The following is a 26,465-nucleotide window of genomic DNA, read 5'->3' as shown; positions in this document are numbered from 1 at the left end:
TCTCGGCGAGCGAGTGTCTAGCGCTCGACCTCGCCGCGGATGAACTTCTCGACGTTCTCGCGGGCCTCGTCGTCGAAGTACTGAACCGGCGGGGACTTCATGAAGTAGGAGGACGCCGACAGGACCGGACCGCCGATACCGCGGTCCTTGGCGATCTTCGCGGCGCGCAGGGCGTCGATGATGATGCCGGCGGAGTTCGGGGAGTCCCACACCTCGAGCTTGTACTCCAGGTTCAGCGGGACCTCGCCGAAGGCACGGCCCTCGAGGCGGACGTAGGCCCACTTGCGGTCGTCCAGCCAGGCGACGTAGTCGGACGGGCCGATGTGGACGTTCTTGTCGCCCAGTTCCCGGTCCCGGATCTGGGAGGTCACGGCCTGCGTCTTGGAGATCTTCTTGGACTCCAGGCGGTCACGCTCGAGCATGTTCTTGAAGTCCATGTTGCCGCCGACGTTCAGCTGCATGGTGCGCTCGAGGCGTACACCGCGGTCCTCGAACAGCTTCGCCATGACGCGGTGCGTGATGGTGGCGCCGACCTGGGACTTGATGTCGTCACCGACGATCGGCACGCCGGCCTCGGTGAACTTGTCCGCCCACTCCTTGGTGCCGGCGATGAAGACCGGGAGGGCGTTGACGAAGGCGACCTTGGCGTCGATGGCGCACTGGGCGTAGAACTTCGCCGCGTCCTCGGAGCCGACCGGCAGGTAGCAGACCAGGACGTCGACCTGCTTGTCCTTGAGGATCTGGACGACGTCGACCGGCTCCTCGGCGGACTCCTCGATGGTGAGGCGGTAGTACTTGCCGAGGCCGTCGAGGGTGTGGCCGCGCTGGACGGTGACACCGGTGCTGGGCACGTCGCAGATCTTGATGGTGTTGTTCTCGGAGGCGCCGATCGCGTCCGCGAGGTCGAGGCCGACCTTCTTGGCGTCGACGTCGAACGCGGCGACGAACTCGATGTCGCGCACGTGGTAGTCACCGAACTGCACGTGCATCAGGCCGGGGACCTTGGACGCCGGGTCGGCGTCCTTGTAGTACTCGACTCCCTGCACCAGCGACGCGGCGCAGTTGCCCACGCCGACGATGGCTACGCGAACCGAACCCATTCCGGTTGCTCCCTGTGTGTACGAGTGAGGCCCTGTGTGGGTCTCACGTGGCGGTGTCTCCGGGCGTATCCGTCCGGGGGGTGTCCCCGGGACGGGGCAGGCCGCCCGTCGATCCATTGGTGGTGTCCTGCTGAGCGGACTCCCCGGACGCGGAACCCTTCAGGTCCCGCCCGGCCCGCTCGCTCTCGATGAGCTCGTTCAGCCAGCGCACTTCGCGCTCCACGGACTCCATCCCGTGGCGCTGGAGCTCGAGTGTGTAGTCGTCGAGGCGCTCCCGCGTGCGCGCCAGGGAGGCGCGCATCTTCTCCAGGCGCTCCTCCAGGCGGCTGCGCCGGCCCTCCAGTACGCGCATGCGAACATCGCGCGAGGTCTGCCCGAAGAACGCGAAGCGTGCGGCGAAATGCTCGTCCTCGTACGCGTCGGGGCCGGTCTGCGAGAGCAGCTGCTCGAAGTGCTCCTTACCTTCTGCCGTCAATCGGTACACGATCTTCGCTCGGCGTCCGGCGAGGGGAGCGGCGTCCTCGTGGGTGCTGCCCGGCTCCTCGATCAACCAGCCGTTGGCGACCAGCGTCTTGAGGCAGGGATAGAGGGTTCCGTAGCTGAACGCGCGGAACACACCCAGGGACGTGTTGAGGCGTTTGCGCAGCTCGTAGCCGTGCATCGGGGACTCGCGCAGCAGGCCGAGCACGGCGAACTCGAGGATGCCGGAACGTCGGCTCATCGTCGCCTCCTCTCGGTCCCGCTGATCGCTCACGCGGGTCTCGCAGTGCCGCTCAGCGTCTTTATGTCGCGCTGATGTATCGACTCGATACATCAAGACGATAGAACGGCCTCCCGCAGGCGACAAGAGGGACGGTGGTGAACGGGATCACATCACCGATTCATACGGGGCGGGTTGCCTGTTTTGGGGTGAACTTCGGGGCTCGGTGGGTTTTGGTGGTGCGTAGTCTGTGCGGCATGCAATCCACCGGGAACCAAGTGACGCCCGGGGAGCGTCGTCGTCCCCGGTGCAGTACGGGTGAATGCAGGACCGACCACATCCGTACTTCGGGGGGACCGGAAACCAGCCGCCGTTCCAGGCGCGCAAGGGTGCGCCTGCCCGAGGAGTAATCGTTCGATGAGCGAGCACCGTCGCAAACCGCCGCAGCCGCAGGGAGGCGGACGTGCCGCGGCCCGACGCGGCCAGTCCGGCTCGTCCTCCGGTCGCCGCGCGGCACCGCGAGGCGCCACCGGGTCCTCAGCCGACTCCTATGGGTCCAGTTCCTATGGGTCGGGTTCCAATGGTCCGGGAGGTGAAGAGCGCCCCTACAGCGGCCGCGCAGAGGCCCGCCGGGCGGCGCAGAGAGGCAGCCGCCGCAAGGGCGCCGACGACGCGGGCCCAGGCGGCCGGCGCGGCGCTCCGGGCGGCCCGACCGGTCCCGGGCGCGGCAGAGGCCGTGCGTCGACCGCTCCTGGCAAGAAGCGGTTCATCGACTATCCCCGAGCCGGAAAGTACGGCTGGCGCCGCTGGGTGCCGTCCTGGAAGCTCGTCTCCGGGCTGTTCATCGGTTTCGTCGGCAGCCTGGTGGCGCTGGTAGGCGTCAGCTACGCGATGGTCTCGATCCCCAACGAGAACGACGCGGCCAAGTCCCAGAACAACGTCTACTACTGGGCCAACGGCCAGCAGATGGTGGCCACGGGCACCGGCGTCAACCGGCAGAACGTCAGCATCGACCAGATTCCCGAGGCCATGCAGTGGGCCGTGATCTCGGCCGAGAACAAGAGCTTCTACCAGGACTCGGGCGTCGACCCCATGGGCATCGCGCGCGCCGTGCTCAACATGGCACGGGGCGGCCAGACCCAGGGTGGTTCCACGATCACGCAGCAGTACGTGAAGAACACGTACCTGAGCCAGCAGCAGACCCTCACCCGTAAGTTCAAGGAGATGTTCATCTCCATCAAGGTGGGGACGAAGCTCGACAAGAAGCAGATCCTGCAGGGCTACCTGAACACCTCGTACTTCGGCCGGGGCGCGTACGGCATCCAGGCGGCCGCGCAGACGTACTACGGCAAGAACGCGGTGGACCTCAAGCCGGGCGAATGCGCGGTCCTCGCGGCGCTGCTCAAGGGCCCGACGTACTTCGACCCGGCGGGCAACGCGGACCTCGACCAGTCGGCGACCCCGGATGCCAACAAGAAGCGCTCGATGGAACGCTGGGGCTGGATCCTCGAGCAGATGCACAACGATCACCACCTGAGCGACACCCAGTACCAGGAAGCCAAGGCGCATTACCCCATGCCCGACGGCCGCAAGGCGACCAGGGGCATGAACGGCCAGATCAGCTACCTGGCGGACACGGCGAAGAAATACGTCCTCGCGCACTCCGACATCACGGAGGCACAGTTCGACCGCGGTGGCTACCAGATCTACACGACGTTCGATAAGGGCAAGGTCAACGCCTTGTCCGCGGCCGTGAAGAAGGTCCAAGCGCAACGCCTCGACCCGAAGCACCGTGACCTGGACAAGTACGTGCAGTTCGGTGCGGCCTCGGTGAAGCCCGACGACGGCAGGATCGTCGCTCTCTACGGCGGTGACGGCTACGAGAACGGTCACTTCACCAACAACGCGGACACCTCGGGTGTCCCCGTCGGTTCGACGTGGAAGCCGTTCGTTCTGGCCGCGGCCATGGAGTACGGGACGTACAAGTCGGACGGCGCCGGGATCTCGCCACTGAGCAAGTACAACGGCAATGACCATCTCAAGGTCATGAAGCCGGATGGGTCCTTCTACCTCAACAAGGACAACTCGACCTTCTACCAGAACAACGAGACTCCTCACCCCTGGGGCTACATCACCCTCCGCAAGGCGATGGAGCAGTCCATCAACACGCCGTTCGTGCAGCTCGGCGTCGATGTGGGGATGACGCACGTACGAGACGTGGCCAGGTCGGCCGGCATCCTCGGCCAGAGCATGTCGCAGGACCTCAACCCGTCCTTCGCGATCGGTACGTCGACCCCCAGCGCGATCCGCATGGCGGACGCCTACGCCACGTTCGCCGCGTCCGGCAAGCAGACGGACCCGTACTCGGTGACGGCCGTGAAGACGAACGGCGCGGACGCGCCCAGCTTCACCAAGCCCAAGCCCAGCCCCAAGGAGGCGATGGACCCCAACATCGCCAACAACGTCACGGACGTTCTGCAGAACGTGATCCAGAACGGTACGGGTCAGAACGCCAAGGCCCTCGGCCGTACGGCGGCGGGCAAGACCGGTACCACCGACAAGAACAAGTCGGCCTGGTTCGTGGGCTACACGCGGCAGCTGTCGACCTCGGTGGCGATGTTCCGCGAGAACCCCAAGGATCACAAACTGCTCTCCATGAACGGCACGGCGGGCAAGGACTCGATCCACGGTGGTGACATTCCGACGCTGGTGTGGACCGAGTACATGCAGGATGCCCTGAAGGGGCAGAACGACCTCGGCTTCCCGCAGGCCACCGAGATCGGCAAGGTCCAGGACGAGGCCGGTGCCCCGTCCCCGACCCCGAGCGTGACCATCACGCCGAGCCAGACGCCGAGCAGCTCGCCGAGCCCAAGCCCCAGCCCGGCGTCCCCGTCTCCGTCCCCGTCGGCGAGCGACACCTGCCAGTGGAGCTGGGGCAACCCCTGCAACGGCAACGGCAACGGTAACGGCGGCACGGACACGGGCGGCACCACCGGAGGCACCGATCCGTCGCCCAGCGTCACGGATACGACCGGCAACGGCGGTAACACCCGTGGCAATGGCAATGGAGGCATCTTCGGCGGGCCGACAGGCTGACCGAACGGCCGGAGGCCGGTGTCCGACACCCTTTCAGGTGCCGGACACCGGCCTCCGCGCTTTTCTGTGACTGCCGTTTTTCGGACTGCCGAAAAACTAGGACGGATCCTTCGTGGAACCGGAAACCCACTTCGTGCAGTGACGTATCTGCTTGCTTCCGTTGTACACGGCAACTTGAATTCCGACGTCGAAGATGTTTCCGCCCTTGGGTACGGAGCTGTCGAACTCCTTGTAGGTGCCGTATCCGTCATAGTCGGAGTGCCACGGGAAATAGCTGTACGTATCCGCGTACGACGCTACCAGTCTTATCTTGACTTCATTTCCGTCCGAAGCCTCGTCGTACACCTTCATGACAAGACTCGGGATGCTTCTGTCGTTGTAGTCCCAGCCACTGGTCGCAACGGAACCCGAGGCGCCTGCCGGACTGGTGAAGCAGCTTGCATAGTGCTGCGTGGCGGCCTGAGACGGACTGGCCGCGAATCCCACAAGCAGAGCTGAAATGGCGACAGGTAGTCCGATTCTTGTCTTCTTCATCGCTTACCCCCTCTTTTTTGGGTTGGTCAATACCCGGTGATGAAACTATCTTGCCTCGATGGACAGCAGCAAGATGAACAAAGTTCACTATTGGGATGAGGAGCTCTGAAGGGGTCCAGGCCTCGCGACGCGCACAGCCCAATGCGGCAGGATGTCCCCCATGCCCAGTGCAGAGATGACGCCCGCGAGCATGTACGAGCCCGATCGCGTGCGGCCCGCCGTGGCAGAACCGGTGCGACCGACCAGTGAGGACGAGATCGCCCGGGCCGGCAGTGAGCTGATCGGTGGTCCCCTGGGGCGGCGTGCCCTGCTCGGGACCTCCTGGTGGACCCCCGTACGGATTGTGGCGCTCGTGGCGATCGGCATGTTCGCCCTCGGCCTCGTCCAGAAGGCGCCCTGCTACCACAGTGCCTGGTTCTTCGGCGCGAGCAGCCAGTACACGCACGCCTGCTACTCGGACATCCCGCACCTCTACCAGGGCCGCGGGTTCGCCGACCACCTCGTGCCGTACTTCGACAGGCTCCCGGACGACATGTCCGGCGGCATGAGCTACCTCGAATACCCGGTGCTGACCGGTGTGTTCATGGAGGTGGCGTCCTGGCTGACCCCGCACAGCGGCACCATCCAGCGCCAGGAGCAGTGGTACTGGTTCGTCAACGCCGGCATGCTGATGGTGTGCGCGGCCGTCATCGCCGTCTGCGTGGCCCGCACCCACCGCCGTCGTCCCTGGGACGGCCTGCTGGTGGCCCTGGCACCCGCCTTCATGCTCACCGCGACCATCAACTGGGACCTGCTGGCGGTGGCGCTCACGGCCGCCGCGATGCTGATGTGGTCCCGGAGCCGTCCCGTCGCCTTCGGTGTCCTCCTGGGCCTCGCCACGGCCGCCAAGCTCTACCCCGTGTTCCTGCTGGGCCCGCTGCTCGTGCTGTGCTGGCGGGCCGGCAAGTGGCGTGAGTACGCCCAGGCCGTGGCCGGCGCGGCGATCGCCTGGTTCCTGGTGAACGCGCCGGTGATGCTCTTCGCCTTCCAGGGCTGGTCGAAGTTCTACACGTTCAGCCAGGAACGGGGCGTCGACTTCGGCTCGTTCTGGCTGATCTGGGCGCAGAACTCCAGCAACCCGCCCGGCACCGGCTTCGTGAACGCCACGGCCATGGTGCTGGTGGTGCTGTGTTTCCTCGGCATCGCCGCGCTGACGTTCACCGCCCCGCGCCGGCCGCGCTTCGCCCAGCTGGCCTTCCTGATCGTGGCGGCCTTCATCCTCACCAACAAGGTCTACTCCCCGCAGTACGTGCTGTGGCTGGTGCCGCTGGCGGTCCTCGCCCGGCCCAAGTGGCGGGACCTGCTGATCTGGCAGGCGGGCGAGCTGGCGTACTTCCTGGGCATCTGGATGTACCTCGCCTACACGACCAGCGGAGACGCCCACAAGGGCCTGCCGACGCAGGGCTATCACTGGACGATCGTGCTGCACCTGGCGGGCACGCTGTACCTGTGCGCCGTCGTCGTACGGGACATCCTCATGCCGGAGCGGGACGTGGTGCGGCGGTCGGGCGACGACGACCCCTCGGGCGGGGTGCTCGACGGCGCGCAGGACGCCTTCGTGCTCGGCGCCGCGGCCCATCCGCCGCGGCACGCCGCCCACTTCGAGGGACCTCAGGTGGACTGGGGCAGGCCGGTCCCGCCCTCCCTCGAGGACCGTTCGCTGTGAGCGAACGCACCGTCGGAAGGTCATGAAGAAGGCCACATGAAGAAGGCCGTACCCGCGTCCTGCGGGTACGGCCTTCTCCCTGTTCCGGTCCGGGCTCAGCTGTCCACGAGCCGGTCGAACTGCGTGGTGGTGTGCCGCAGATGGGCCACCAGCTCGTCGCCCACCTGCGGCTCCGGGGCGTCCGAGGGGACGAACAGGATCGACACCTGCATGTGCGGCGGCTCTGCGAACCAGCGCTGCTTGCCGCCCCAGACGAACGGAGAAAGGTTCCGGTTGACCGTGGCGAGGCCGGCCCGAGCGACGCCCTTGGCGCGTGGCATGACGCCGTGCAGGGCCTTCGGCGCCTCCAGGCCCACCCCGTGCGACGTTCCGCCCGCCACGACGACCAGGAAGCCGTCGGAGGCCGCCTTCTGCTGCCGGTAGCCGAACCGGTCGCCCCTGGACACACGCGTGACGTCCAGGACGGCACCGCGGTACTGGGTGGCCTCGTGGTCCCCCAGCCACAGCCGCGTGCCGATCCGGGCGCGGAACCGGGTCTGCGGGAACTGCTGCTGGAGCCGGGCGAGTTCATCGGCCTTGAGGTGGCTGACGAACATCGTGTGCAGCGGCAGCCGGGCCGCGCGCAGCCGGTCCATCCAGCCGATGACTTCCTCGACGGCGTCCGATCCGTCGGTGCGGTCCAGCGGCAGATGGATGGCGAAGCCCTCCAGCCGGACGTTCTCTATGGCCTGGTGCAGCTGGGGCAGGTCCTGCTCGCTGATGCCGTGACGCTTCATCGAGGACATCACCTCGATGACGACGCGCGCGCCCACGAGGCCGTATACGCCGTCGACCGAGGACACGGAGCGCACCACCCGGTCGGGCAGCGGCACGGGCTCCTCGCCGCGCCGGTACGGCGTCAGCACCAGCAGGTCACCGCCGAAGAAGTCCTTGATGCGCGCGGCCTCGTATGTCGTGCCGACCGCGAGCAGGTCCGCGCCCAACCGCGTGGCCTCCTCCGCCAGCCGTTCGTGCCCGAAGCCGTAGCCGTTGCCCTTGCAGACCGGGACGAGACCCGGGAACTGCTCCTGCACGTGCTTGTGGTGCGCCCGCCAGCGCGCGGTGTCGACGTAGAGCGTGAGCGCCATGGCCGGACCCGGAACCTTTCTCGTGGCTGCGGTGTATCAGAGCTGTGAAAACTGTGGAGCCTATCGAATCAAACGCCCGCGGCTCAGCGGCGCGACATGTAGATGTCGAGCGCCTTGTGGAGCAGCTTGTTCAGCGGGAAGTCCCACTCGCCGAGGTACTCGGCTGCCTGACCGCCGGTGCCGACCTTGAACTGGATCAGGCCGAACAGGTGGTCCGTCTCGTCCAGCGAGTCCGAGATGCCGCGCAGGTCGTAGACGGTGGCACCGAGCGCGTAGGCGTCGCGCAGCATCCGCCACTGCATCGCGTTCGAGGGCCGGACCTCACGGCCGATGTTGTCGGAGGCGCCGTAGGAGTACCAGACGTGTCCGCCGACGATCAGCATCGTCGCTGCCGAAAGGTTCACGCCGTTGTGGCGGGCGAAATACAGCCGCATCCGGTTCGGGTCCTCGGTGTTGAGGGCCGTCCACATGCGCTGGAAGTACGACAGCGGGCGGGGCCGGAAGTGGTCGCGCACAGCCGTGATCTCGTACAGCCGCTGCCACTCGGCCAGGTCCTGGTAGCCGCCCTGTACGACCTCGACGCCGGCCTTCTCGGCCTTCTTGATGTTGCGCCGCCACAGCTGGTTGAAGTTCTTGTGGACCTCTTCCAGGGAGCGGTTGGCCAGCGGCACCTGGTAGACGTAGCGCGGCTGCACGTCGCCGAAGCCGGCGCCGCCGTCCTCGCCCTGCTGCCAGCCCATACGGCGCAGCTTGTCCGCCACTTCGAAGGCGCGCGGCTCGATGAAGTCGGCCTCCAGGTCGCGCAGACGCTTGACGTCCTGGTCCTGGATGCCCTTCTTGATGGTCTCGGCGTTCCAGCGCCGGATGATCACCGGCGGGCCCATCTTCACGGAGAACGCGCCCTGCTGTTTCAGGTGCGCCAGCATCGGCTGGATCCAGTCGTCCAGATTCGGCGCGAACCAGTTGATGACCGGGCCCTCGGGGAGATAGGCGAGGTAGCGCTTGATCTTGGGCAGCTGGCGGTAGAGGACCAGGCCCGCGCCGACCATCTCGCCGGTGCGGTCGTCGAACCAGCCGAGGTTCTCCGAACGCCACTCCGCCTTCACATCGGCCCAGGCCGGGACCTGCATGTGGCTCGCCGACGGCAGGCTCTGGATGTAGGCCAGATGTTGCTCGCGGCTGATGGTCCTCAGGGTCAGGCTCATGTCGGGGCGCTCCTCGGGCTGGTGTGTCCCCATGGGTACAGGGGCTCCGGCTCTCGCGCCGAAGCCTACTGCGCCGTCCGAGCGCCCCGACTGGGCGTACGGACCTTGGCCCCGGCCGGATGGACGACCGGGGCGGTCCGTGGGGTGCGAAGGGTGCCGGGCGGACGGCCGGCGGTCAGCTGCCGATCAGCCCGCCGAACAGTCCGCCGTGCGCCATGCCGATCATGAAACCGACCCCCGCGGCGCCGAGACCCAGGATCAGGCCGAAGCGCTCCCGCGTGGTCACCGAGATCCACTGCCCGTAGATACCGACAGCGAGCCCCACCAGGCCCGTCCAGGACGTCAGCAGGTGGAGGCCGTGGAAGAAGGACGTGATGAAGGACAACAGGCCGAGCACGAGCGTGCCCGCCATGAGCGCGTCCTGAAGCGGACGGCGCTTGCCGTCCGTGGCGAAGAGGGAACCGGCGACGGTGGGATGCAAAGCCTGTGCCATGGGCACCTCCTGCGGAAGGCGGCGCATAGTAGCGCCGTACACACCCGACGTGTACAGAGTGACGGTCCTCACGGCCGGATTTCAACCGGAAGCGGGTGTGCGGGTAGTCTGTACCGTCTGCACCGGTGTCTGCCCACCCCTGCCCAGGTAACACTGCGGGAACCCTCCGGGACCCCGATTGTCAGTGGTGGCCGATACCGTTGCGTACGCATCACAACCCTCCTGCCACGGAACGACCGTGGCCGCTGAGTCCAAAGGAGGTGGGTTCCACATGCGTCACTACGAGGTGATGGTCATCCTCGACCCCGATCTGGAGGAGCGCGCTGTCGCCCCCCTGATCGAGAACTTCCTCTCCGTCGTCCGTGAGGGCAACGGCAAGGTGGAGAAGGTCGACACCTGGGGCCGTCGTCGTCTCGCGTACGAGATCAAGAAGAAGCCCGAGGGCATCTACTCGGTCATCGACCTGCAGGCCGAGCCTGCGGTCGTGAAGGAGCTCGACCGCCAGATGAACCTGAACGAGTCGGTCCTCCGGACCAAGGTCCTCCGCCCCGAGACCCACTGAGCTTCCCCGCTCAGCTGATCTCGGGTTTCGAGTAGCAAGCAAGCAGCCAGAGCAAACCCGCCGAGAGGTTCCCCATGGCAGGCGAGACCGTCATCACGGTCATCGGCAATCTTGTCGACGACCCCGAGCTGCGCTTCACCCCGTCCGGTGCGGCGGTCGCGAAGTTCCGCGTCGCGTCCACTCCCCGCACCTTCGACCGCCAGACGAACGAGTGGAAGGACGGCGAGAGCCTGTTCCTGACCTGCTCGGTCTGGCGTCAGGCGGCGGAGAACGTCGCCGAGTCGCTCCAGCGAGGCATGCGCGTCATCGTGCAGGGCCGGCTGAAGCAGCGGTCCTACGAGGACCGCGAGGGCGTCAAGCGCACGGTCTACGAGCTGGACGTCGAGGAAGTCGGCCCCAGCCTGCGCAACGCCACGGCCAAGGTCACCAAGACCGCCGGTGGCGCTCGCGGTGGCCAGGGCGGTTACGGCGGCGGTGGCGGCCAGGGTGGCGGCGGCTGGGGCTCAGGCCCCGGTGGCGGCCAGCAGGGCGGCGGCGCTCCGGCCGACGACCCGTGGGCGACCGGCGCTCCCGCCGGTGGCAACCAGGGTGGCGGCGGCTGGGGCGGAGGCTCCGGCGGCGGTGGCGGCTACTCGGACGAGCCCCCCTTCTAAGGGCTCGCATCCCCCCTTCTTGATCACACAGGAGATACACCATGGCGAAGCCGCCTGTGCGCAAGCCGAAGAAGAAGGTCTGCGCTTTCTGCAAGGACAAGGTCACGTACGTGGACTACAAGGACACGAACATGCTGCGGAAGTTCATTTCCGACCGCGGCAAGATCCGTGCCCGCCGCGTGACCGGCAACTGCACGCAGCACCAGCGTGACGTCGCCACGGCCGTCAAGAACAGCCGTGAGATGGCGCTGCTGCCCTACACGTCCACCGCGCGCTAAGGGAAGGGTGACCGACACATGAAGATCATCCTCACCCACGAGGTCTCCGGCCTCGGTGCCGCCGGCGACGTCGTCGACGTCAAGGACGGTTACGCTCGCAACTACCTGATCCCGCGGAAGTTCGCTATCCGCTGGACCAAGGGCGGCGAGAAGGACGTCGAGCAGATCCGTCGCGCTCGCAAGATCCACGAGATCCAGACCATCGAGCAGGCCAACGCTGTGAAGGCCCAGCTCGAGGGCGTCAAGGTCCGCCTGGCCGTCCGCTCGGGCGACGCCGGCCGTCTCTTCGGTTCCGTCACCCCGGCCGACATCGCGTCCGCGATCAAGGCTTCCGGTGGCCCCGAGGTCGACAAGCGCCGCATCGAGCTGTCTGCTCCGATCAAGACCCTGGGCGCCCACGAGACGTCCGTGCGTCTGCACCCCGAGGTTGCCGCCAAGGTCAACATCGAGGTCGTCGCGGCCTGATCGCCGCGTGATCGCTGCGCTCGCTTGAGCAGCTGAGAGAGGGGCCGTCCCTTGCGGGGCGGCCCCTCTTCGCGTTCGGCGCCGGCATGCGCTGCGCCCAGCCCCGCATGTTTCACGTGAAACCGCGGCGGCGCGACTGTGCCGATCTGTTCAGCGGGTGGCGCCCGTGACGATCCAGCGGCCCGAGCGAGTGCGCAGCCACAGGGTCAGCATGCGGACGGTCATCATCAGCGTCATCGCAGCCCACAGCGCGGTGAGCCCACCGCCGAGGGCGGGGATGAGCAGGGCGATCGGAGCGAACACCGCCAGGGTGACAAGCATGGCCCCGGCCAGGTACGACCCGTCGCCGGCGCCCATCAGGACTCCGTCCAGCACGAAGACCATCCCGCAGATGGGTTGCGAGAGCGCCACCATCAGCAGGGCGGGCAGGGCCGTGTCCTTGACCACGGAGTCACCGGTGAACAGCGGCAGAAAGAGCGGACGGGCGGCCACGACGAGCAGACCGAGGACGACACCGGTCGCGATGCCCCAGTGGACCATGCGGCGGCAAGCCTCACGCGCTCCTTGGGCGTCCTCCGCGCCAAGACAGCGGCCGATGATGGCCTGGCCCGCGATCGCTATCGCGTCGAGTGCGAAGGCCAGCAGGCTCCACAGGGACAGGATGATCTGGTGGGCGGCGATATCGGCGTCGCCCAGATGGGCCGCGACCGCCGTGGCGATCATCAGGATCGCCCGCAGGGACAGTGTGCGGACCAGAAGGGGGACACCCGCCTGGGCCGAGGCCCGGATGCCGGCGGCGTCCGGCCGTAGCGAGGCTCCGTGGCGATGCGCCCCGCGGACGACCACGGTCAGATAGACGGCCGCCATCCCGCACTGGGCGATGACCGTGCCCCAGGCCGAACCGGCTATGCCCAGCCCGGCGCCGTAGACGAGTCCCGCATTGAGTGCGCCGTTGGCGACGAATCCCGCGACAGCGACGTAGAGGGGGCTCCTGGTGTTCTGCAGCCCGCGGAGCACTCCCGTCGCGGCGAGGACGATGAGCATGGCCGGGATGCCCAGAGCGGAGATGCGCAGATACGTTGTGGCGTAGGGGGCCGCGGTCGTGGAGGCGCCGAAGAGGTCCACGATGCCGCGGGCCAGTGGAAGGACTACGGCGATGACAGAGATGCCGAGCAGCAGCGCCAGCCAGATGCCGTCCATACCCTGGCGAATGGCGCCCTGCAGATCGCCGGCACCGACGCGCCGGGCCACGGCGGCGGTGGTGGCGTAGGCGAGGAAGACGAAGACGCTCACCGCGGTGGTGAGGAGAGCCGAGGCGATGCCGAGGCCGGCGAGCTGAGCGGTGCCGAGGTGTCCGACGATGGCACTGTCCGCCATGACGAAGAGGGGCTCGGCGACGAGCGCGCCGAAGGCCGGGACGGCCAGCGCCACGATCTCTCTGTCGTGCCGCCGAGGGGTGGCCCTGGGTATCGCGGGAGCCTGTGTCATGAGCACTAATCTAATCGTCCACAGGTAAGAGATGCAATCGCTGACTGACCCTTACCTCTTCGCTCGGGACGTGTCCTTTCGTGCACCGTTCGAAGCGATCTTGGCCCGACCGGGGAAGTTTTTCTTCTGCACAGCCGGTGGACGGTAAACCTGCAGGTCAAGATGATCCGGTGGGTGGGGCGGAGGTCTTGTTCACAGGGCTGTCCACCGGGTCGTGCACAGGTTTCCGTGAGTTCTCCACAGCATCCGGGCCGTCGTCCACATGGCCTGTGGATAACCAGATTGGCTGACGCTGCCGAGGGGCCTACCGTTGTCCGGCGCCCGCTCCTTTCCCAGGCCCGGGAAGGTGTCCTTCACTCGGTCCTGGAATCGGCATAGAACCGCCGCGTCAGAACCGGAGTTGGGCCTCTCATTTGTCAGTGTCGTGCCGTACAAAAGAGGACACGGCGAGGTCCGCCGCGCGGACGGGAGGAGGTGGCTCGGTGAGCATTTCCGAGCCCTTGGACGATCCGTGGGCCGATGCCGGACCCAGTGATCGTCTGCCTGCCTCCCGGCGACGCGGTGACGGCGGCCGGGGCCGTGACGAACAGCACGACCGGGGCCGGGAAAACGCTTCCTGGGACGAGGGGGGCTCTTCCTTCGAGCGGGTGCCACCGCAGGACCTGGACGCCGAGCAGTCTGTGCTCGGCGGCATGCTGCTGTCCAAGGACGCCATCGCCGACGTCGTCGAGATCCTCAAGGGCCACGACTTCTACAAGCCCGCGCACGAGACGATCTACCAGGCGATCCTGGACGTCTACGCCAAGGGTGAGCCGGCCGACCCGATCACCATCGCCGCCGAGCTCACCAAGCGCGGTGAGATCAACAAGGTCGGCGGCGCCGCGTATCTGCACAGCCTCGTCCAGACCGTGCCGACGGCGGCCAACGCCGAGTACTACGCGGAGATCGTCCACGAGCGGGCGGTGCTGCGCCGCCTGGTCGAAGCCGGTACGCGCATCACACAGATGGGATACGCGGCCGACGGCGACGTGGACGAGATCGTCAACCGCGCCCAGGCCGAGATCTACGCCGTCACCGAGCAGCGCACCAGCGAGGACTATCTGCCGCTCGGCGACATCATGGAGGGCGCCCTCGACGAGATCGAGGCGATCGGCTCGCGCAGCGGCGAGATGACCGGTGTGCCCACCGGCTTCACCGACTTCGACTCGCTGACGAACGGTCTGCACCCGGGCCAGATGATCGTCATCGCGGCCCGCCCCGCCATGGGTAAGTCGACGCTCGCGCTGGACTTCGCACGGGCCGCCTCCATCAAGCACAACCTGCCGAGCGTCATCTTCTCGCTCGAAATGGGCCGCAACGAGATCGCGATGCGTCTGCTGTCCGCCGAGGCTCGGGTCGCCCTGCACCACATGCGGTCCGGCACGATGACCGACGAGGACTGGACCCGGCTGGCACGCCGCATGCCGGATGTCTCGGCCGCACCGCTCTACATCGACGACTCCCCGAACCTGTCGATGATGGAGATCCGCGCCAAGTGCCGGCGCCTGAAGCAGCGCAACGACCTGAAGCTGGTCGTCATCGACTACCTCCAGCTGATGCAGTCCGGCGGCTCCAAGCGCGCCGAGAGCCGTCAGCAGGAGGTCTCGGACATGTCCCGTAACCTCAAGCTGCTCGCCAAGGAGCTGGAGATCCCGGTCATCGCGCTCTCCCAGCTCAACCGTGGCCCCGAGCAGCGCACCGACAAGAAGCCGATGGTCTCCGACCTTCGTGAGTCGGGCTCGATCGAGCAGGACGCCGACATGGTCATCCTGCTGCACCGCGAGGACGCGTACGAGAAGGAGTCCCCGCGCGCGGGCGAGGCCGACCTGATCGTGGCCAAGCACCGAAACGGCCCCACGGCCACGATCACGGTCGCTTTCCAGGGCCACTACTCCCGCTTCGTGGACATGGCCCAGACCTGATCCGACCCGGCCCGGGCAGGGCGGCTTCCGCCGGGGTAAATGAACTCGACGTCCGTCGTCACAGCAGGTGGACTGGGCTCATGACGTCATCTCAGCAAGAGCTGCTCCCCGGAACGCGCCGCGCCCTGCTGCACCGGATCGCCGTCGCACAGGCCGAAGGGCGAGCGCCCTCGCTGGTCGCGGCCGTCGTGCGGGACGGGCAGGCCGTATGGCACGGGGCGCGGACCTCGGTGGACGGGCACGGGCCGGACGAGACCGTGCAGTACCGGATCGGGTCCATCACCAAGACCTTCACCGCCGTTCTCGTGATGCGGCTGCGCGACGAGGGTCTGCTCGACCTCGCCGATCCACTGGAGAAGCATCTGCCGGGCACCGGCGCGGGCGAGGCGACGATCGCCGAACTGCTCGCGCACACCGCCGGGTTGGCGGCCGAGTCGCCCGGTCCCTGGTGGGAGCGGACCCCCGGCACTCTGCGCCCGGAGCTGAGCGATGTCCTCGGCGAGCAGCCCCTCCTGCACCCCGTCGGCCGGCGGCACCACTACTCCAACCCCGGCTACACCGTGCTCGGCGCGCTCGTGGAGGAGCTGCGGGGCGCTCCCTGGGAGGAGGTGCTGCGCGGCGAGATCCTCGAACCGCTCGGCCTGCACCGTACGAGCACGCAGCCAATGGCCCCGCACGCCGGCGGATGGGCCGTGCATCCATGGGCGGACGCGATGCTGCCGGAGCCGCTGGAGGACCTGGGCAGGATGGCACCGGCCGGCCAGCTGTGGTCGACCACGGGGGACCTGGCGCGGTTCGCCGCGTTTCTGGCCTCGGGGGACGACCGGGTGCTGAGCGCGGATTCGGTACGGGAGATGCGCACGCCCGCGGCACCCGCCGAGGCGGCGGACGTGCTGGACGGGGCCACATACGGCCTCGGTCTGCAGATCCAGCGCCGTGACGGCCGGCTCCTGGTCGGGCATTCCGGTTCGCTGCCGGGCTTCCTGGCGAACCTCACCGTCAGCGTGGAGGACGACGTTGCGGCGGTGGTGCTCGCCAACTGCACCAGCGGACCGCTGCTGGGAGCGGTGGGTGCCGACCTTGTGCGGATCGTCGCCGAGGCGGAGCCGAGGATCCCGAAGCCCTGGCGGCCGCTGCGCGAGGTCGACCCGGCGGTCCTGGAGCTGGCGGGGCAGTGGTACTGGGGGACTAATGCCTTTGGCCTGCGAGTGACCGCCGACGGCCTCCTCGCGCTCGCCCCGCTGACCGGCAGCGGCCGGCGCGCCCGCTTCCGCTCGAACGGTGACGGCACCTGGACGGGCTTGGAGGGCTACTTCGCCGGAGAGCTGCTGCGGCCGGTACGGCGCCCGGAGGGATCCCTGAGCCATCTGGATCTCGGCTCGTTCGTGTTCACGCGGCAGCCCTACGACTCCGAGGCGCCAGTCCCCGGTGGAGTGGACCCCGAGGGGTGGCGGGGCATCGGCTAGGTCTCCACGGGACAGGGGGTGTGTTTCACGTGAAACACACCCCCTGTGGTGTTCTCGTGGTCCGCAGCGCTGTCAGAGCTGCAGTTTGAAACCTTCGTGCGTGGCGCTGAAGCCGAGCCGTTCGTAGAAGCGGTGGGCATCGGTGCGTGACTTGTCGGACGTCAGCTGCACCATCCGGCATTCCAGCTGACGGGCCGTGTCGATCGCCCACTCGATCAGCAGGCTGCCCAGCCCGCTGCCTCGTTCATCCGCGTGGATGCGGACGGCCTCGACCAGCGCACGGGTCGCCCCCTTGTGGGAGAGGCCCGGAATGGTGGTGAGCTGGAGGGTGCCGATCACGCGGCCTTCGCGGACGGCGACGACGAGGTGCTGGTTCGGGTCGGCTTCCAGGCGTTCCAGCGCGGCCCGGTACGGGGTCATGTCCTCGGGGGACTCGCGCTGGGCGCCCAGCGGATCGTCGGCGAGCATCGCGACGATCGCCGGAAGGTCGTCGGCGGTCGCATGCCGTATTTCAAGATCTCCCATGCGCGCACCCTATGCCGGTACGTTCAACGACTCCACGACCTGGACCAGCGGGGCAAGTTCGGGGTTTCTGGAGGCGTCGTCCAAGGCCTCGCGCAGGGCGGCGTCATTGGTGGGCCGCGCCTCCTTCAGTAGTCGCAGACCTGCCTCGGTGACGTTGGTGTAGATGCCGCGCCGGTCGGTGGGGCACAGATAACGCTCGAGCAGACCGCGGTCCTCGAGTCGGGTCACCAGACGTGTGGTGGCGCTCTGGCTGAGGACGACCGCGTCGGCGACCTGCTTCATCTGCAGATGGCCGCCCTCGCCGTCGTGCTGGCGGCTCAGCACATCGAGCAGGGAGTACTCGCGCACGCTCAGGTCGTGCTTCGCCTGCAAGGCGCGCTCGATGTGCGCCTCGATTCTTCCGTGCAGCGCAGAGAGGGCGCACCAGCCCTGCGCGAGGGCGGTGAGCGCGGGGTCCGTCGCTGTCATTGGCGTTTTCCTCCGTCCCGGAGCGGCTGCCTCAAGGATAGAGCAACTCCGCAATAGTGCGCGGTTGCATATATCCCGCGTCTGCAACTATTGTGAACGCACGCAAAGCGCTCCTGCAATCGTCTGGGAAGGTGTATCCCTCCATGCCTCTCGCGCTCCTAGCCCTCGCGATCGGGGCCTTCGGAATCGGAACGACCGAGTTCGTGATCATGGGCCTGCTGCCCCAGGTGGCGGGCGATTTCGGGGTCTCCATCCCCACGGCGGGCCTGCTCGTGACGGGCTACGCGCTCGGCGTGGTCATAGGCGCCCCGCTGATGACCGTGCTCGGCACCAAGGTTTCGCGCAAGCGGATGCTGATGCTGCTGATGGGCCTCTTCATCGCCGGAAACCTGCTCTCCGCAGTGGCCCCCGCCTTCGCGATCATGCTGATCGGGCGTGTGGTCGCCTCGCTCGCGCACGGTGCCTTCTTCGGCATCGGCTCGGTCGTCGCGGCCGATCTGGTGGCGCCCCACAAGAAGGCCGGTGCCATCGCCATGATGTTCACCGGCCTGACCGTCGCCAATGTCATCGGTGTGCCGCTGGGCACGCTCATCGGCCAGCACGTCGGCTGGCGCGTCACCTTCGGCATCGTCGCGGCCCTCGGGGTCGCCGGTCTCGCCGGCGTCGCCAAGCTGGTGCCCGAGATGCCGAGGCCCGAAGGTGTGCAGCTGCGGCACGAGCTGGCCGCCTTCAAGAATGCCCAGGTCCTGCTCGCCATGGCGATGACCGTCCTCGGCTTCGGCGGCGTCTTCGCGGCCATCACCTACATCGCGCCGATGATGACCCACGTCGCCGGTTTCGCCGACGGCTCGGTCACCTGGCTGCTGGTCCTGTTCGGCCTCGGCATGGTCGGCGGCAACCTCGTCGGCGGTAAGTTCGCCGACCGCGCCCTGATGCCGATGCTGTACGCCTCCCTGGGCGCCCTGGCCCTCGTCCTGGCCCTCTTCACGCTCACCGCCCACAACAAGATCGCGGCGGCTGTCACCATCACCCTGATCGGCGCCCTGGGCTTCGCGACCGTACCGCCGCTGCAGAAGCGCGTCCTCGACCAGGCGCACGGTGCACCGACGCTCGCTTCGGCCGTGAACATCGGCGCCTTCAACCTGGGCAACGCGCTGTCCGCCTGGCTCGGCGGCATCGTGATCGCGGCCGGCTTCGGTTACACGGCCCCCAACTGGGTTGGTGCCGCCCTCGCCGCAGCAGCCCTGGTCCTCGCCGTCCTCTCGGCGGCGCTGGAGCGCCGCGACAGCGCCCGCAGCACCGTGGTCGCCTCCGGGACGCCCGCCGGGCAGCAGACCCCGGTCCACCACTGACCCCCCGTAACAACCGAGATCTCAGTAACACCCGAGGAGAAACCTCCATGAGCACCACCGCCGTCGCCCCGCTGTCCATCGAGGACGCCGAACTGCTCGTCGCCACGGCCCGCCGCGCGGCCGAGAACGCCGGGGTCACCGTCAGCGTCACCGTTCTGGACGCGGGCGGTCATCTGCTCGCCTTCCGCCGGGACGACCGGGCCGTGCTGATCTCCGGCGAGACCAGCACGCGCAAGGCCTACACGGCCCTCCAGCTGAACACCCCCACCGCCGACCTGGTCGACGCCGTCCAGCCGGGCGGTCTCCTACACACGCTGCCCACGGCGCTCGACCGGCCCCTGCTATTCCTCGCGGGCGGTGTGCCCGTCCACCGGGACGGTCGGCTGATCGGCGCCATCGGCGTCGGTGGCGGTGCGCCGGAGCAGGACCACGGCTTCGCCACAGCGGCCGTGCAGGCGCTCGCCTGACCCACGCCCCCGTAAGGACACCGGCCCCGCCGCATGATGCGACGGGGCCGGCGTTCGTCGTACGACAGCTCAGCCCGCGGCCACGGTCAGCGGTGCGAACCGCCGGGTCCAGTCCCCCGGGAGGTCCGTGATGCCGTACGTCATCACGGCGTTGAAGGCCACAGAGGCGAGCCCCCGGGCCTTCGCCCAGGTCAGCAGCTCCTCATGACGCACGTCGATGTCGGTGCGCAGTGGGCGGTCGGTATGGGCCGCCAGCGAGGTGATGAGAGCCTGGGCGGTCTCCGTGTCCCGCGCGATCAGCGGACCGATGACATGGGTGTCCATATTGGGCCACGCGGCCGTGTAGCCGATGATCCGGCCGTCCTCCTCGGCCACCCGCACCTGGTCGGCGAAGGCGGGCAGCCGGGTGATCAGGGGAGTGCGGTCGGCGCCGAAGACCTCCTCGTCGAGACGCAGGATCGCGGGAAGGTCCTCGGCAGTGGCGGCGCGCGTGACCACACCGGATTCCGGCCCGCCGGGAGCGAAGCGGCCCGTCAGCATCTCCGCCCGACCCGTCACCTTGAACCCCAGTTCCTCGTACAGAGGACGGCCGTTGGGTGTGGCGTGCAGGGTGAGCGGAGTGGTCCCCATGGTCGACACGACATGGCGCATCAAGCGGCGCCCGACGCCCTGGCGGGCATGACGTTCGGCCACCAGAACCATGCCGATCGCGCCGAGATCCATGCGGTTCCACGAGCCGTACTCCGTGACGACGCACGCGGCGACAAGACCGCCCTGTGGGTCGTCGATACCGAAGCCCTTTCCGGCCGCGAGAAGGAACCCCCACTTGTGTTCTTCGCGGGGCCACCCCCGGTCCTCGGACAAGTCGGCGCAGGCGGAGAGATCGCGAAGCGTCAGACGACGGATGGGCAGAGCGGCGAGGGAAGGAGTCGACACGCAGGTCAGGCTGTCCGACCGGCACCCCTGGCGTCCACCCGTTTCGAGACAGACACACGTGCTTTTGGCCATGCCGTAGCCATATGCACAGCAGGTGGAACAGCAGGAAGTGTTTCACGTGAAACATCGACTGCCGGTTAGCCTCGGGGGCCATGGCGAGACTTCATCTCTTTGATCTCGACGGCACGCTGCTGCATGGCAGTACGGCACCGGTGGAGATTTCCCGTCAATTGGGGCTGGAAGCGGAGACCGTGGCACTGGACCGGGCTATCGCCGAGGGGCGCATCGGCCCGCCGGAGTACGCGACGCAGGTGTACGACCTGTGGGCCGACCTGACCGAGGCGCATGTCACCGCCGCATTCGAATCGGCTCCCTGGCTTGCCCGCATTCGTGAGGTCTGGGCAGAGATCAGAAACGCGGGCGACTACTGCGCGGTGGTGTCGCTCTCGCCGTCCTTCTTCGTGGAACGCCTTCTCGACTGGGGTGTTCATGCGGCCCATGGATCCCGCTTCCCGGCCGTCCCGTTCGCCGAACCCGTCGATCCGTCCGGAGTGCTCAGCGCCGAGGCCAAGGTGACCGTCGCGGATCGACTCTGCGAGGAGTTCGGCGTGGCCAGGGCGGGCTGTGTGGCCTACGGCGACTCCTCATCGGACAAGGAGTTGTTTGCTGCCGTACCGGTTTCGGTGGCGGTCAATGCGGACGCTCACCTGGCCGGACTCGCGACGCACTCCTACTCGGGACGGGATCTGTGGGATGCCTATGAATTGGTTCGTCCTGCCCGGTAGTTGAATGGACCTCATGATTCGCACCCTTGCCCGATTCGTGAGGAAGCGACGGGGGACTTGTGTGCACGGCGACGGCCGGTAGGGTCGAGTCCGGTTCACGTCCGGGATGGAGTGCACATATCCCGTGCGGGCCTAGAGCAGGGCAAGCAGCCTAACGGGACGGAGAACACGAAACCCGCGTTTCCGAGTACGCGACCGCGACATCCGATCGGGATGGCAAGCTGCGGAGAGTGCTACGGCTGGCGCCCGCCGGGGGAAAGCATGCGCCTTCCGGGGGAAGGTGCGCAGACCGACCGAAAGACGTTCGAGGCGAGGGCACATCATGGACGCTCCGACCACCACGTCGGGGGAGAACGGCATATCGGGCGGGGGTGGCTGGTTCACGCCGCGCAAGGCGCCACCCGCCCCGCCGTCAGATGCCGACCAGAAGACGCACGAGGGCCCGCTCCCGGCGAACGCCCCCACCTCGCCTCCGGCGGACGCACGCACCCTGCTTCCCGCGGACGCACCCGCCCCGCAGCCGTCTCACGCACCCGCCTTCAAGCCGGCGGACCGACCCGGGCACCCATCCACCCCGCAGCCGATGGACGCGCCGGACCCACAGCGCGTACCGGCTCAACGGGCGGCGTCGGCCGTCGAGGAGGGGTCTCCGGACGCCATCCTCATACGCCGCACGATGGCCGAGATAGGCCCGATAGCGGACAAGGTCACCTCCTACTTCTATGCGCTGCTGTTCGTCCGCCATCCCGAGCTGCGCGCGCTGTTCCCGCCCGCGATGGACACCCAGCGGGACCGCCTGCTGAAGGCCTTGCTCACCGCGGCCGAGCACATGGACAACACCCCGGTTCTCGTCGACTACCTGCAAAACCTCGGACGTGGACACCGCAAGTACGGGACGCGCGCCGAGCACTATCCGGCCGTCGGGGAATGCCTGATCGGCGCGCTGAGCAGGTACGCCGCCACCGTCTGGGACCCGGAGACCGAGGCCGCCTGGGTACGCGCGTACACGACGATCTCCCAGGTCATGATCGACGCCGCGGCCGCGGACGAACTGCGGTCCCCGGCCTGGTGGCACGCCGAGATCGTCACGCACGACCTCAGAACCCCCGACGTCGCGATCCTCACGATCCGCCCGGACCAGCCCTATCCCTTCCTCGCCGGCCAGTACACGAGCATGGAGACACCCTGGTGGCCGCGGGTGTGGCGGCACTACTCCTTCGCCTCCGCGCCCCGCTCGGACGGTCTGCTGACGTTCCATGTGAAGGCCGTACCGGCCGGCTGGGTCTCCAATGCGCTGGTGCACCGCGCCCGGCCCGGAGACGTCCTGCGCCTCGGGCCGCCGACCGGGTCCATGACCGTCGACCACACGTCCGACAGCGGGTTGCTCTGCCTGGGCGGCGGCACCGGCATAGCGCCCATCAAGGCCCTGGTCGAGGACGTCGCCGAGCGCGGAGCACGCCGGCCCATCGAGGTCTTCTACGGCGCCCGCACCGATCACGACCTCTACGACATCGACACCATGCTCCGGCTCCAGCAGAGCTACCCCTGGCTGTCGGTCCGGGCGGTCATCGACCAGCAGGCCCACCTCCAGCTCCCCGACGCCCTCCGCGACTACGGTCCCTGGAACGAGTACGACGCTTATCTCTCCGGCCCGCCCGGGATGATCCGCAGCAGCATCGACACGCTCCGGGACATCGGCATCCCGTCGAGCCGCATACGGCACGACGCGGTGGAGGAACTGCTCGTCACCGGCGCCTGAGCGCGCTAACCAAGGTCGGGAGCGTGCATGGCGCGCACTCCCTCGATGTTGCCGTCCAGATAGTGGCGCAGCGACAGCGGGACCAGGTGGACGGAGGCGATGCCGACGCGGGTGAAGGGGACGCGGACGATTTCGTACTCACCGGCCGGCTCGTCCACTTCGGGGCCGTGGCGCAGAGCCGGGTCCATGGATTCGAGCCGGCAGACGAAGAAGTGCTGCACCTTGACGCCGGTCGCCCCGCCGTCCTCGCCGATGTGCTCGACGGTGTCCACGAAGCAGGGCACCACATCGGTGATCTTGGCGCCGAGTTCCTCGGACACCTCCCGGTGCAGGGCGTCCACGACAGTCGGGTCCCCGGGCTCGACCCCGCCACCGGGAGTGACCCAGTAGGGATCGACGCCGGGCTTGGTGCGCTTGATCAGGATCAGGTCGTCGCCGTCCAGAAGAACGGCACGGGCGGTGCGCTTGACCACGGGTCGGACGGTCATGGGAGAAATGTGGCCCGGCTGGTTCCACGTGAAACATCGCAAGTCGTCACCGTGCGACCGCCGTGCGTGCATGCGGTGCCGGATGGCCTCAGCACCAGGCCGTAGCCGCCTGCTGGAGCCATTCGTGGGCCCGCGCTATATGGGGCATGGCTAGGGTGCCGGTGCGGACCACCAGGAAGTAGGTGCGCAGCGGCGGCACCGCCGGGTCGTGCAGAGCCGCGAGCGTGCCGTCGTCGAGGGCGGTGGCGCACAGATAGCGGGGCAGCACGGCGAGTCCGGCTCCCGCGATCGTGCAGGCGAGCACCGCCCGTAGATCCGGGACGATCACCGTGCCCGACGCGGCCGGACGGGAGTCGAAGACGGAGGCCCAGTAACGCGCGACGAAGGGCAGCGACTCATGGACCTCGACGACGGGGAGATTCTCCAGCGCGGGCGCCCCCTTCAGGCGCAGTGCCTTCGCGCCGATCCGCTCCACCCAGCGAGGAGCGGCGACCAGCACGTGTTCCTCGTCGCAGAGCGGAGTCGCGGTGAGCAGAGCGCCGCGCGGACGGGCCGTGCTGATGGCCAGATCATGGTGTCCGGAGGCCAGCCCCTCCAGTGCTTCCTCCGCCGTGCCGAAGGAAGCGCGGAGCGCGAATCCCTGGCCGTCGTCGCCGGTCAGCTCGGTCAGGGCGGGCAGGGCGCGCTCGGCGGTGAACTCGGGCGGCCCTGCGAGGTGCAGGGTCCGTAGCGAGGAGTCGTCGTCCAGGCCGCTCTCGGCTATCTCCACCAGGGCGTCGAGATGGGGAGCGGCCTTGTGCGCGAGTTCGTCGCCGATGGTCGTCGGGGTCACCCCGCGCGCCTGACGGAGGAAGAGAGGTCTGCCGAGCTGCCGTTCCAGCGTGCGGATCTGTGAGGTGACGGCGGGCTGGGAGAGGCCGAGCAGGGCGGCGGCGCGGGTGAAGGAGCCGGCCCGGTGCACAGTGACGAAGGTGCGCAGCAAGGCCAGGTCCATGTCGTGCCCTCCCCTATCCCTGCCCTCCTTCGGCCCCCCAGGCAGGCCCCAACTATAAATAAGTCGATAGGTCTCTGTCGCTAGCGTGATTGGACACTGACACAGAGTCAACTAGCCTTGTTCGCGCGGTTCTTCGCGCGCGGAACCGAAGACGGTCCGAGCCACGAGGGGGGAGGCTCGGACCGTCGTGCGCCGTCAGCGAGCGGACGGGCAAAGGTTCACTCGGCGGACTCGTCCAGGGCCCGCAGCAGGTCGGCGACCAGGTCCTCGGGGTCCTCGGCGCCCACGGACATCCGGATGAAGCCCTCCGCAACCGCGTCCCCGCCCCAGCGGCGGCGACGCTCGGCCGTGGAACGCACTCCGCCGAAGCTCGTCGCGTCCTCCACCAGGCGCAGGGCCTCGAGGAAACGCTCGGCACGCGCGCGCGTGGGCAGTGTGAAGGAGACCACGCAGCCGTAACGGCGCATCTGCTGCGAGGCGATCTTGTGCGAGGGGTCGTCGGGCAGTCCGGGATAGCGCAGGTCGGACACCTCCGGCCGCTGCTTCAGGGCCTCGGCGACCGCGAGGGCCGTGGCGTTCTGCCGGTCGACGCGCAGCTGGAGCGTGGCGATGGACCGGTGCGCGAGCCAGGCCTCCATGGGCCCGGAGATCGCCCCCACGATCTTGCGCCAGCGCCGGACGGCGGCCATCGCCTCCGCGTCCCGGCCGGTGACATAGCCGAGGAGCAGATCGCCGTGGCCGGTGAGCTGCTTGGTGCCGCTGGCCACGGCGAAGTCCGCGCCCAGCTCCAGGGGGCGCTGCCCGAGCGGGGTGGCGAGGGTGTTGTCGACGGCCACCAGGGTGCCCTGCGCGTGAGCCGCAGCCACCAGCCGCCGGATGTCGCACACGTCCAGCCCCGGGTTGGACGGGGACTCGATCCACAGCAGCCGGGCGCCGTCGAGGACCTCCAGCTGGGCGTCGCCGCCGGTGGGGGCGGTGCGCACCTCGATGCCGTACGCCTCCAGCTGGGCGCGGACCAGCGGCAGCACCTGGTAGCCGTCGGAGGGCAGCACGACCGCGTCTCCGGCGCGCAGCTGGGAGAACAGCACGGCGGAGATCGCCGCCATGCCGGAGGCGAAGACCAGCGTCTCGACGTCGTCCCGGCCGGGCGCTTCCAGCTCGCCGATGGCTCGTTCCAGCAGTGTCCAGGTCGGGTTGTCGTCCCGGCCGTACGAGTACGGGCCCGTCACCTCGCCGGGGAGGTGGAAGTGCGCCGCGAACACCGGTCCGGGCAGGGTCGGCTCGTGCTTGACCGGCTCGGGCAGTCCGGCGCGCACCGCGCGCGTGCCGTCGCCGGTACGACCCTCGTCCTTGCTGGCGTCGCTCATGCGGCCCGTCCCTCCAGGTCCTCGCGTACGGCGGCGAGCAGGCCGGTGCTCGCCGCCTCCACCATCTCAAGGCATTCCTCGAAGCCGTCCCGGCGTCCGTAGTACGGATCCGGCACTTCGAGGTCGTCAGAGGCAGCGGGGTCGTAGGAGCGCAGGAGCCGGACCTTGCGGGCATCCTCCTCGGTGGGCGCGAGACGGCGCAGCGCCTTGAGATGACCGGTGTCGAGGGCGATCACGAGATCGAGGCGGGAGAACCACGAGGGCTGGAACTGGCGGGCTATGTGATCGCTGCCGTAACCGTGCTCCTCGAGGACCGAGACGGTTCGCGGGTCGGCGGGCTCGCCCTCGTGCCAGCCGCCGGTGCCCGCACTGCCGACCTCCACCCGGTCCTCGAGGCCGGCCTCCGCCACACGCGCGCGGAAGACCGATTCGGCCATCGGGGAGCGGCAGATGTTGCCGGTGCACACGAAGCAGACGCGGTAGGTCATGGT

At 68.3% G+C, this 26,465-nt stretch carries 26 protein-coding genes; 12 read left to right on the top strand and 14 right to left on the bottom strand.

The window, feature by feature from the left end:
- Window positions 1-17 precede the first annotated feature (17 nt).
- A complete protein-coding gene (locus ACWC0C_RS19000; protein ID WP_449195033.1) occupies window positions 18-1,100 on the bottom strand; it encodes an inositol-3-phosphate synthase in 1,083 nt (360 codons plus the stop codon).
- 43 nt (window positions 1,101-1,143) lie between these two features.
- The gene (locus ACWC0C_RS18995; RefSeq protein WP_449195034.1) at window positions 1,144-1,821 is read right to left on the bottom strand and encodes a helix-turn-helix transcriptional regulator; all 678 of its coding nucleotides are present in this window, start codon (window positions 1,819-1,821) and stop codon (window positions 1,144-1,146) included.
- A 396-nt stretch (window positions 1,822-2,217) separates the two neighbouring features.
- Between ACWC0C_RS18995 and ACWC0C_RS18990 the strand changes: the two genes are divergently transcribed.
- On the top strand, window positions 2,218-4,896 hold the full coding sequence (locus ACWC0C_RS18990) for a transglycosylase domain-containing protein (RefSeq protein WP_450864916.1): 2,679 nt from the start codon (window positions 2,218-2,220) through the stop codon (window positions 4,894-4,896).
- A 96-nt stretch (window positions 4,897-4,992) separates the two neighbouring features.
- Here the strand turns inward: ACWC0C_RS18990 and ACWC0C_RS18985 are convergent, their stop codons facing one another.
- Complete coding sequence (locus ACWC0C_RS18985) at window positions 4,993-5,430, bottom strand: hypothetical protein (RefSeq protein ID WP_449195036.1); 438 nt, start codon at window positions 5,428-5,430, stop codon at window positions 4,993-4,995.
- 160 nt (window positions 5,431-5,590) lie between these two features.
- Between ACWC0C_RS18985 and ACWC0C_RS18980 the strand changes: the two genes are divergently transcribed.
- Entirely contained in the window at window positions 5,591-7,135 is a 1,545-nt protein-coding gene (locus ACWC0C_RS18980) for a glycosyltransferase family 87 protein (RefSeq protein ID WP_450864915.1), read from the top strand.
- 95 nt (window positions 7,136-7,230) lie between these two features.
- Here ACWC0C_RS18980 and ACWC0C_RS18975 read toward each other — a convergent pair whose 3' ends face one another.
- From ACWC0C_RS18975 to ACWC0C_RS18965, 3 genes are all read right to left on the bottom strand, one after another.
- On the bottom strand, window positions 7,231-8,262 hold the full coding sequence (locus ACWC0C_RS18975) for an alanine racemase (RefSeq protein WP_449195038.1): 1,032 nt from the start codon (window positions 8,260-8,262) through the stop codon (window positions 7,231-7,233).
- An 83-nt stretch (window positions 8,263-8,345) separates the two neighbouring features.
- Window positions 8,346-9,467, bottom strand: a complete 1,122-nt coding sequence (gene femX / locus ACWC0C_RS18970) for a peptidoglycan bridge formation glycyltransferase FemX (protein ID WP_449195039.1) — start codon at window positions 9,465-9,467, stop codon at window positions 8,346-8,348.
- Window positions 9,468-9,642: 175 nt separating this feature from the next.
- Window positions 9,643-9,960, bottom strand: a complete 318-nt coding sequence (locus tag ACWC0C_RS18965; protein ID WP_449195040.1) for a hypothetical protein — start codon at window positions 9,958-9,960, stop codon at window positions 9,643-9,645.
- Window positions 9,961-10,231: 271 nt separating this feature from the next.
- On the opposite strand from ACWC0C_RS18965, the gene rpsF reads away from it, so the two are divergent.
- The 4 genes from rpsF (at window position 10,232) to rplI (ending at window position 11,918) form a co-directional block, all read left to right on the top strand.
- Entirely contained in the window at window positions 10,232-10,522 is a 291-nt protein-coding gene (rpsF, locus tag ACWC0C_RS18960; protein ID WP_003956532.1) for a 30S ribosomal protein S6, read from the top strand.
- A 74-nt stretch (window positions 10,523-10,596) separates the two neighbouring features.
- The gene (locus ACWC0C_RS18955; RefSeq protein ID WP_363214108.1) at window positions 10,597-11,175 is read left to right on the top strand and encodes a single-stranded DNA-binding protein; all 579 of its coding nucleotides are present in this window, start codon (window positions 10,597-10,599) and stop codon (window positions 11,173-11,175) included.
- Window positions 11,176-11,216: 41 nt separating this feature from the next.
- Window positions 11,217-11,453, top strand: coding sequence for a 30S ribosomal protein S18 (rpsR, locus tag ACWC0C_RS18950; protein ID WP_003949403.1), 237 nt, complete (start codon window positions 11,217-11,219; stop codon window positions 11,451-11,453).
- Between the two features lie 18 nt (window positions 11,454-11,471).
- Window positions 11,472-11,918, top strand: coding sequence for a 50S ribosomal protein L9 (gene rplI / locus ACWC0C_RS18945; protein WP_067000461.1), 447 nt, complete (start codon window positions 11,472-11,474; stop codon window positions 11,916-11,918).
- Window positions 11,919-12,068: 150 nt separating this feature from the next.
- Here the strand turns inward: rplI and ACWC0C_RS18940 are convergent, their stop codons facing one another.
- On the bottom strand, window positions 12,069-13,406 hold the full coding sequence (locus tag ACWC0C_RS18940) for an MATE family efflux transporter (protein WP_450864914.1): 1,338 nt from the start codon (window positions 13,404-13,406) through the stop codon (window positions 12,069-12,071).
- Window positions 13,407-13,888: 482 nt separating this feature from the next.
- Here ACWC0C_RS18940 and dnaB point away from each other — a divergent pair, with 482 nt between their 5' ends.
- Together dnaB and ACWC0C_RS18930 are read left to right on the top strand one after the other, a co-directional pair.
- On the top strand, window positions 13,889-15,367 hold the full coding sequence (gene dnaB, locus ACWC0C_RS18935; protein ID WP_449195042.1) for a replicative DNA helicase: 1,479 nt from the start codon (window positions 13,889-13,891) through the stop codon (window positions 15,365-15,367).
- 80 nt (window positions 15,368-15,447) lie between these two features.
- Entirely contained in the window at window positions 15,448-16,833 is a 1,386-nt protein-coding gene (locus ACWC0C_RS18930; protein ID WP_450864913.1) for a serine hydrolase domain-containing protein, read from the top strand.
- Between the two features lie 72 nt (window positions 16,834-16,905).
- On the opposite strand, the gene ACWC0C_RS18925 is transcribed toward ACWC0C_RS18930, so the two are convergent.
- Both ACWC0C_RS18925 and ACWC0C_RS18920 read right to left on the bottom strand, forming a co-directional pair.
- On the bottom strand, window positions 16,906-17,358 hold the full coding sequence (locus ACWC0C_RS18925; RefSeq protein WP_449195044.1) for an N-acetyltransferase family protein: 453 nt from the start codon (window positions 17,356-17,358) through the stop codon (window positions 16,906-16,908).
- Between the two features lie 9 nt (window positions 17,359-17,367).
- The gene (locus ACWC0C_RS18920; RefSeq protein ID WP_449195045.1) at window positions 17,368-17,826 is read right to left on the bottom strand and encodes a MarR family winged helix-turn-helix transcriptional regulator; all 459 of its coding nucleotides are present in this window, start codon (window positions 17,824-17,826) and stop codon (window positions 17,368-17,370) included.
- Window positions 17,827-17,969: 143 nt separating this feature from the next.
- Between ACWC0C_RS18920 and ACWC0C_RS18915 the strand changes: the two genes are divergently transcribed.
- Window positions 17,970-19,178 carry an MFS transporter gene (locus ACWC0C_RS18915; RefSeq protein WP_450864912.1) on the top strand — a complete coding sequence of 403 codons (1,209 nt, stop codon included), beginning with the start codon at window positions 17,970-17,972 and terminating at the stop codon, window positions 19,176-19,178.
- Window positions 19,179-19,225: 47 nt separating this feature from the next.
- A complete protein-coding gene (locus tag ACWC0C_RS18910; protein ID WP_449195047.1) occupies window positions 19,226-19,645 on the top strand; it encodes a GlcG/HbpS family heme-binding protein in 420 nt (139 codons plus the stop codon).
- Between the two features lie 69 nt (window positions 19,646-19,714).
- On the opposite strand, the gene ACWC0C_RS18905 is transcribed toward ACWC0C_RS18910, so the two are convergent.
- On the bottom strand, window positions 19,715-20,581 hold the full coding sequence (locus ACWC0C_RS18905) for a GNAT family N-acetyltransferase (protein WP_450864911.1): 867 nt from the start codon (window positions 20,579-20,581) through the stop codon (window positions 19,715-19,717).
- A gap of 152 nt (window positions 20,582-20,733) precedes the next feature.
- On the opposite strand from ACWC0C_RS18905, the gene ACWC0C_RS18900 reads away from it, so the two are divergent.
- Together ACWC0C_RS18900 and ACWC0C_RS18895 are read left to right on the top strand one after the other, a co-directional pair.
- A complete protein-coding gene (locus ACWC0C_RS18900) occupies window positions 20,734-21,366 on the top strand; it encodes an HAD family hydrolase (protein ID WP_450864910.1) in 633 nt (210 codons plus the stop codon).
- A 322-nt stretch (window positions 21,367-21,688) separates the two neighbouring features.
- Window positions 21,689-23,125, top strand: coding sequence for a globin domain-containing protein (locus ACWC0C_RS18895; protein ID WP_450864909.1), 1,437 nt, complete (start codon window positions 21,689-21,691; stop codon window positions 23,123-23,125).
- 5 nt (window positions 23,126-23,130) lie between these two features.
- Here ACWC0C_RS18895 and ACWC0C_RS18890 read toward each other — a convergent pair whose 3' ends face one another.
- The 4 genes from ACWC0C_RS18890 to ACWC0C_RS18875 all read right to left on the bottom strand — a co-directional run bounded on the left by ACWC0C_RS18890 (window position 23,131) and on the right by ACWC0C_RS18875 (window position 26,462).
- Window positions 23,131-23,613, bottom strand: a complete 483-nt coding sequence (locus ACWC0C_RS18890; protein WP_076089889.1) for an NUDIX domain-containing protein — start codon at window positions 23,611-23,613, stop codon at window positions 23,131-23,133.
- 88 nt (window positions 23,614-23,701) lie between these two features.
- Window positions 23,702-24,607: a LysR family transcriptional regulator gene (locus tag ACWC0C_RS18885; protein ID WP_449195052.1), complete on the bottom strand. Its 906-nt coding sequence runs from the start codon at window positions 24,605-24,607 to the stop codon at window positions 23,702-23,704.
- Window positions 24,608-24,825: 218 nt separating this feature from the next.
- On the bottom strand, window positions 24,826-25,974 hold the full coding sequence (locus ACWC0C_RS18880; RefSeq protein WP_449195053.1) for a cystathionine gamma-lyase: 1,149 nt from the start codon (window positions 25,972-25,974) through the stop codon (window positions 24,826-24,828).
- Window positions 25,971-26,462 (bottom strand): low molecular weight protein-tyrosine-phosphatase, encoded by a 492-nt coding sequence (locus ACWC0C_RS18875; RefSeq protein ID WP_449195054.1) that lies wholly within the window; start codon window positions 26,460-26,462, stop codon window positions 25,971-25,973. Before ACWC0C_RS18875 ends, ACWC0C_RS18880 begins: the two co-directional genes overlap by 4 nt.
- Window positions 26,463-26,465 lie beyond the last annotated feature (3 nt).

It is taken from the genome of Streptomyces sp. NPDC001709 (genome assembly GCF_053596375.1).
Note: the sequence above shows the minus strand (reverse complement) of the source record. Positions and strands in the feature narration are given on the sequence as shown.

Excerpts from the sequence above, each read along its gene's own strand:
- ACWC0C_RS18880 (WP_449195053.1), bottom strand. The coding sequence starts at position 25,974 with ATGAGCGACGCCAGCAAGGACGAGGGTCGTACCGGCGACGGCACGCGC.
- ACWC0C_RS18895 (WP_450864909.1), top strand. The coding sequence starts at position 21,689 with ATGGACGCTCCGACCACCACGTCGGGGGAGAACGGCATATCGGGCGGG.
- ACWC0C_RS18930 (WP_450864913.1), top strand. The coding sequence starts at position 15,448 with ATGACGTCATCTCAGCAAGAGCTGCTCCCCGGAACGCGCCGCGCCCTG.
- rpsR (WP_003949403.1), top strand. The coding sequence starts at position 11,217 with ATGGCGAAGCCGCCTGTGCGCAAGCCGAAGAAGAAGGTCTGCGCTTTC.
- ACWC0C_RS18925 (WP_449195044.1), bottom strand. The coding sequence starts at position 17,358 with ATGGGAGATCTTGAAATACGGCATGCGACCGCCGACGACCTTCCGGCG.
- ACWC0C_RS18890 (WP_076089889.1), bottom strand. The coding sequence starts at position 23,613 with ATGACCGTCCGACCCGTGGTCAAGCGCACCGCCCGTGCCGTTCTTCTG.
- ACWC0C_RS18910 (WP_449195047.1), top strand. The coding sequence starts at position 19,226 with ATGAGCACCACCGCCGTCGCCCCGCTGTCCATCGAGGACGCCGAACTG.
- ACWC0C_RS18875 (WP_449195054.1), bottom strand. The coding sequence starts at position 26,462 with ATGACCTACCGCGTCTGCTTCGTGTGCACCGGCAACATCTGCCGCTCC.
- ACWC0C_RS18940 (WP_450864914.1), bottom strand. The coding sequence starts at position 13,406 with ATGACACAGGCTCCCGCGATACCCAGGGCCACCCCTCGGCGGCACGAC.
- ACWC0C_RS18955 (WP_363214108.1), top strand. The coding sequence starts at position 10,597 with ATGGCAGGCGAGACCGTCATCACGGTCATCGGCAATCTTGTCGACGAC.
- rplI (WP_067000461.1), top strand. The coding sequence starts at position 11,472 with ATGAAGATCATCCTCACCCACGAGGTCTCCGGCCTCGGTGCCGCCGGC.
- ACWC0C_RS18900 (WP_450864910.1), top strand. The coding sequence starts at position 20,734 with ATGGCGAGACTTCATCTCTTTGATCTCGACGGCACGCTGCTGCATGGC.
- femX (WP_449195039.1), bottom strand. The coding sequence starts at position 9,467 with ATGAGCCTGACCCTGAGGACCATCAGCCGCGAGCAACATCTGGCCTAC.
- ACWC0C_RS18980 (WP_450864915.1), top strand. The coding sequence starts at position 5,591 with ATGCCCAGTGCAGAGATGACGCCCGCGAGCATGTACGAGCCCGATCGC.
- ACWC0C_RS18885 (WP_449195052.1), bottom strand. The coding sequence starts at position 24,607 with ATGGACCTGGCCTTGCTGCGCACCTTCGTCACTGTGCACCGGGCCGGC.
- ACWC0C_RS18995 (WP_449195034.1), bottom strand. The coding sequence starts at position 1,821 with ATGAGCCGACGTTCCGGCATCCTCGAGTTCGCCGTGCTCGGCCTGCTG.
- ACWC0C_RS18965 (WP_449195040.1), bottom strand. The coding sequence starts at position 9,960 with ATGGCACAGGCTTTGCATCCCACCGTCGCCGGTTCCCTCTTCGCCACG.
- ACWC0C_RS19000 (WP_449195033.1), bottom strand. The coding sequence starts at position 1,100 with ATGGGTTCGGTTCGCGTAGCCATCGTCGGCGTGGGCAACTGCGCCGCG.
- ACWC0C_RS18985 (WP_449195036.1), bottom strand. The coding sequence starts at position 5,430 with ATGAAGAAGACAAGAATCGGACTACCTGTCGCCATTTCAGCTCTGCTT.
- ACWC0C_RS18915 (WP_450864912.1), top strand. The coding sequence starts at position 17,970 with ATGCCTCTCGCGCTCCTAGCCCTCGCGATCGGGGCCTTCGGAATCGGA.
- rpsF (WP_003956532.1), top strand. The coding sequence starts at position 10,232 with ATGCGTCACTACGAGGTGATGGTCATCCTCGACCCCGATCTGGAGGAG.
- ACWC0C_RS18990 (WP_450864916.1), top strand. The coding sequence starts at position 2,218 with ATGAGCGAGCACCGTCGCAAACCGCCGCAGCCGCAGGGAGGCGGACGT.
- ACWC0C_RS18975 (WP_449195038.1), bottom strand. The coding sequence starts at position 8,262 with ATGGCGCTCACGCTCTACGTCGACACCGCGCGCTGGCGGGCGCACCAC.
- ACWC0C_RS18920 (WP_449195045.1), bottom strand. The coding sequence starts at position 17,826 with ATGACAGCGACGGACCCCGCGCTCACCGCCCTCGCGCAGGGCTGGTGC.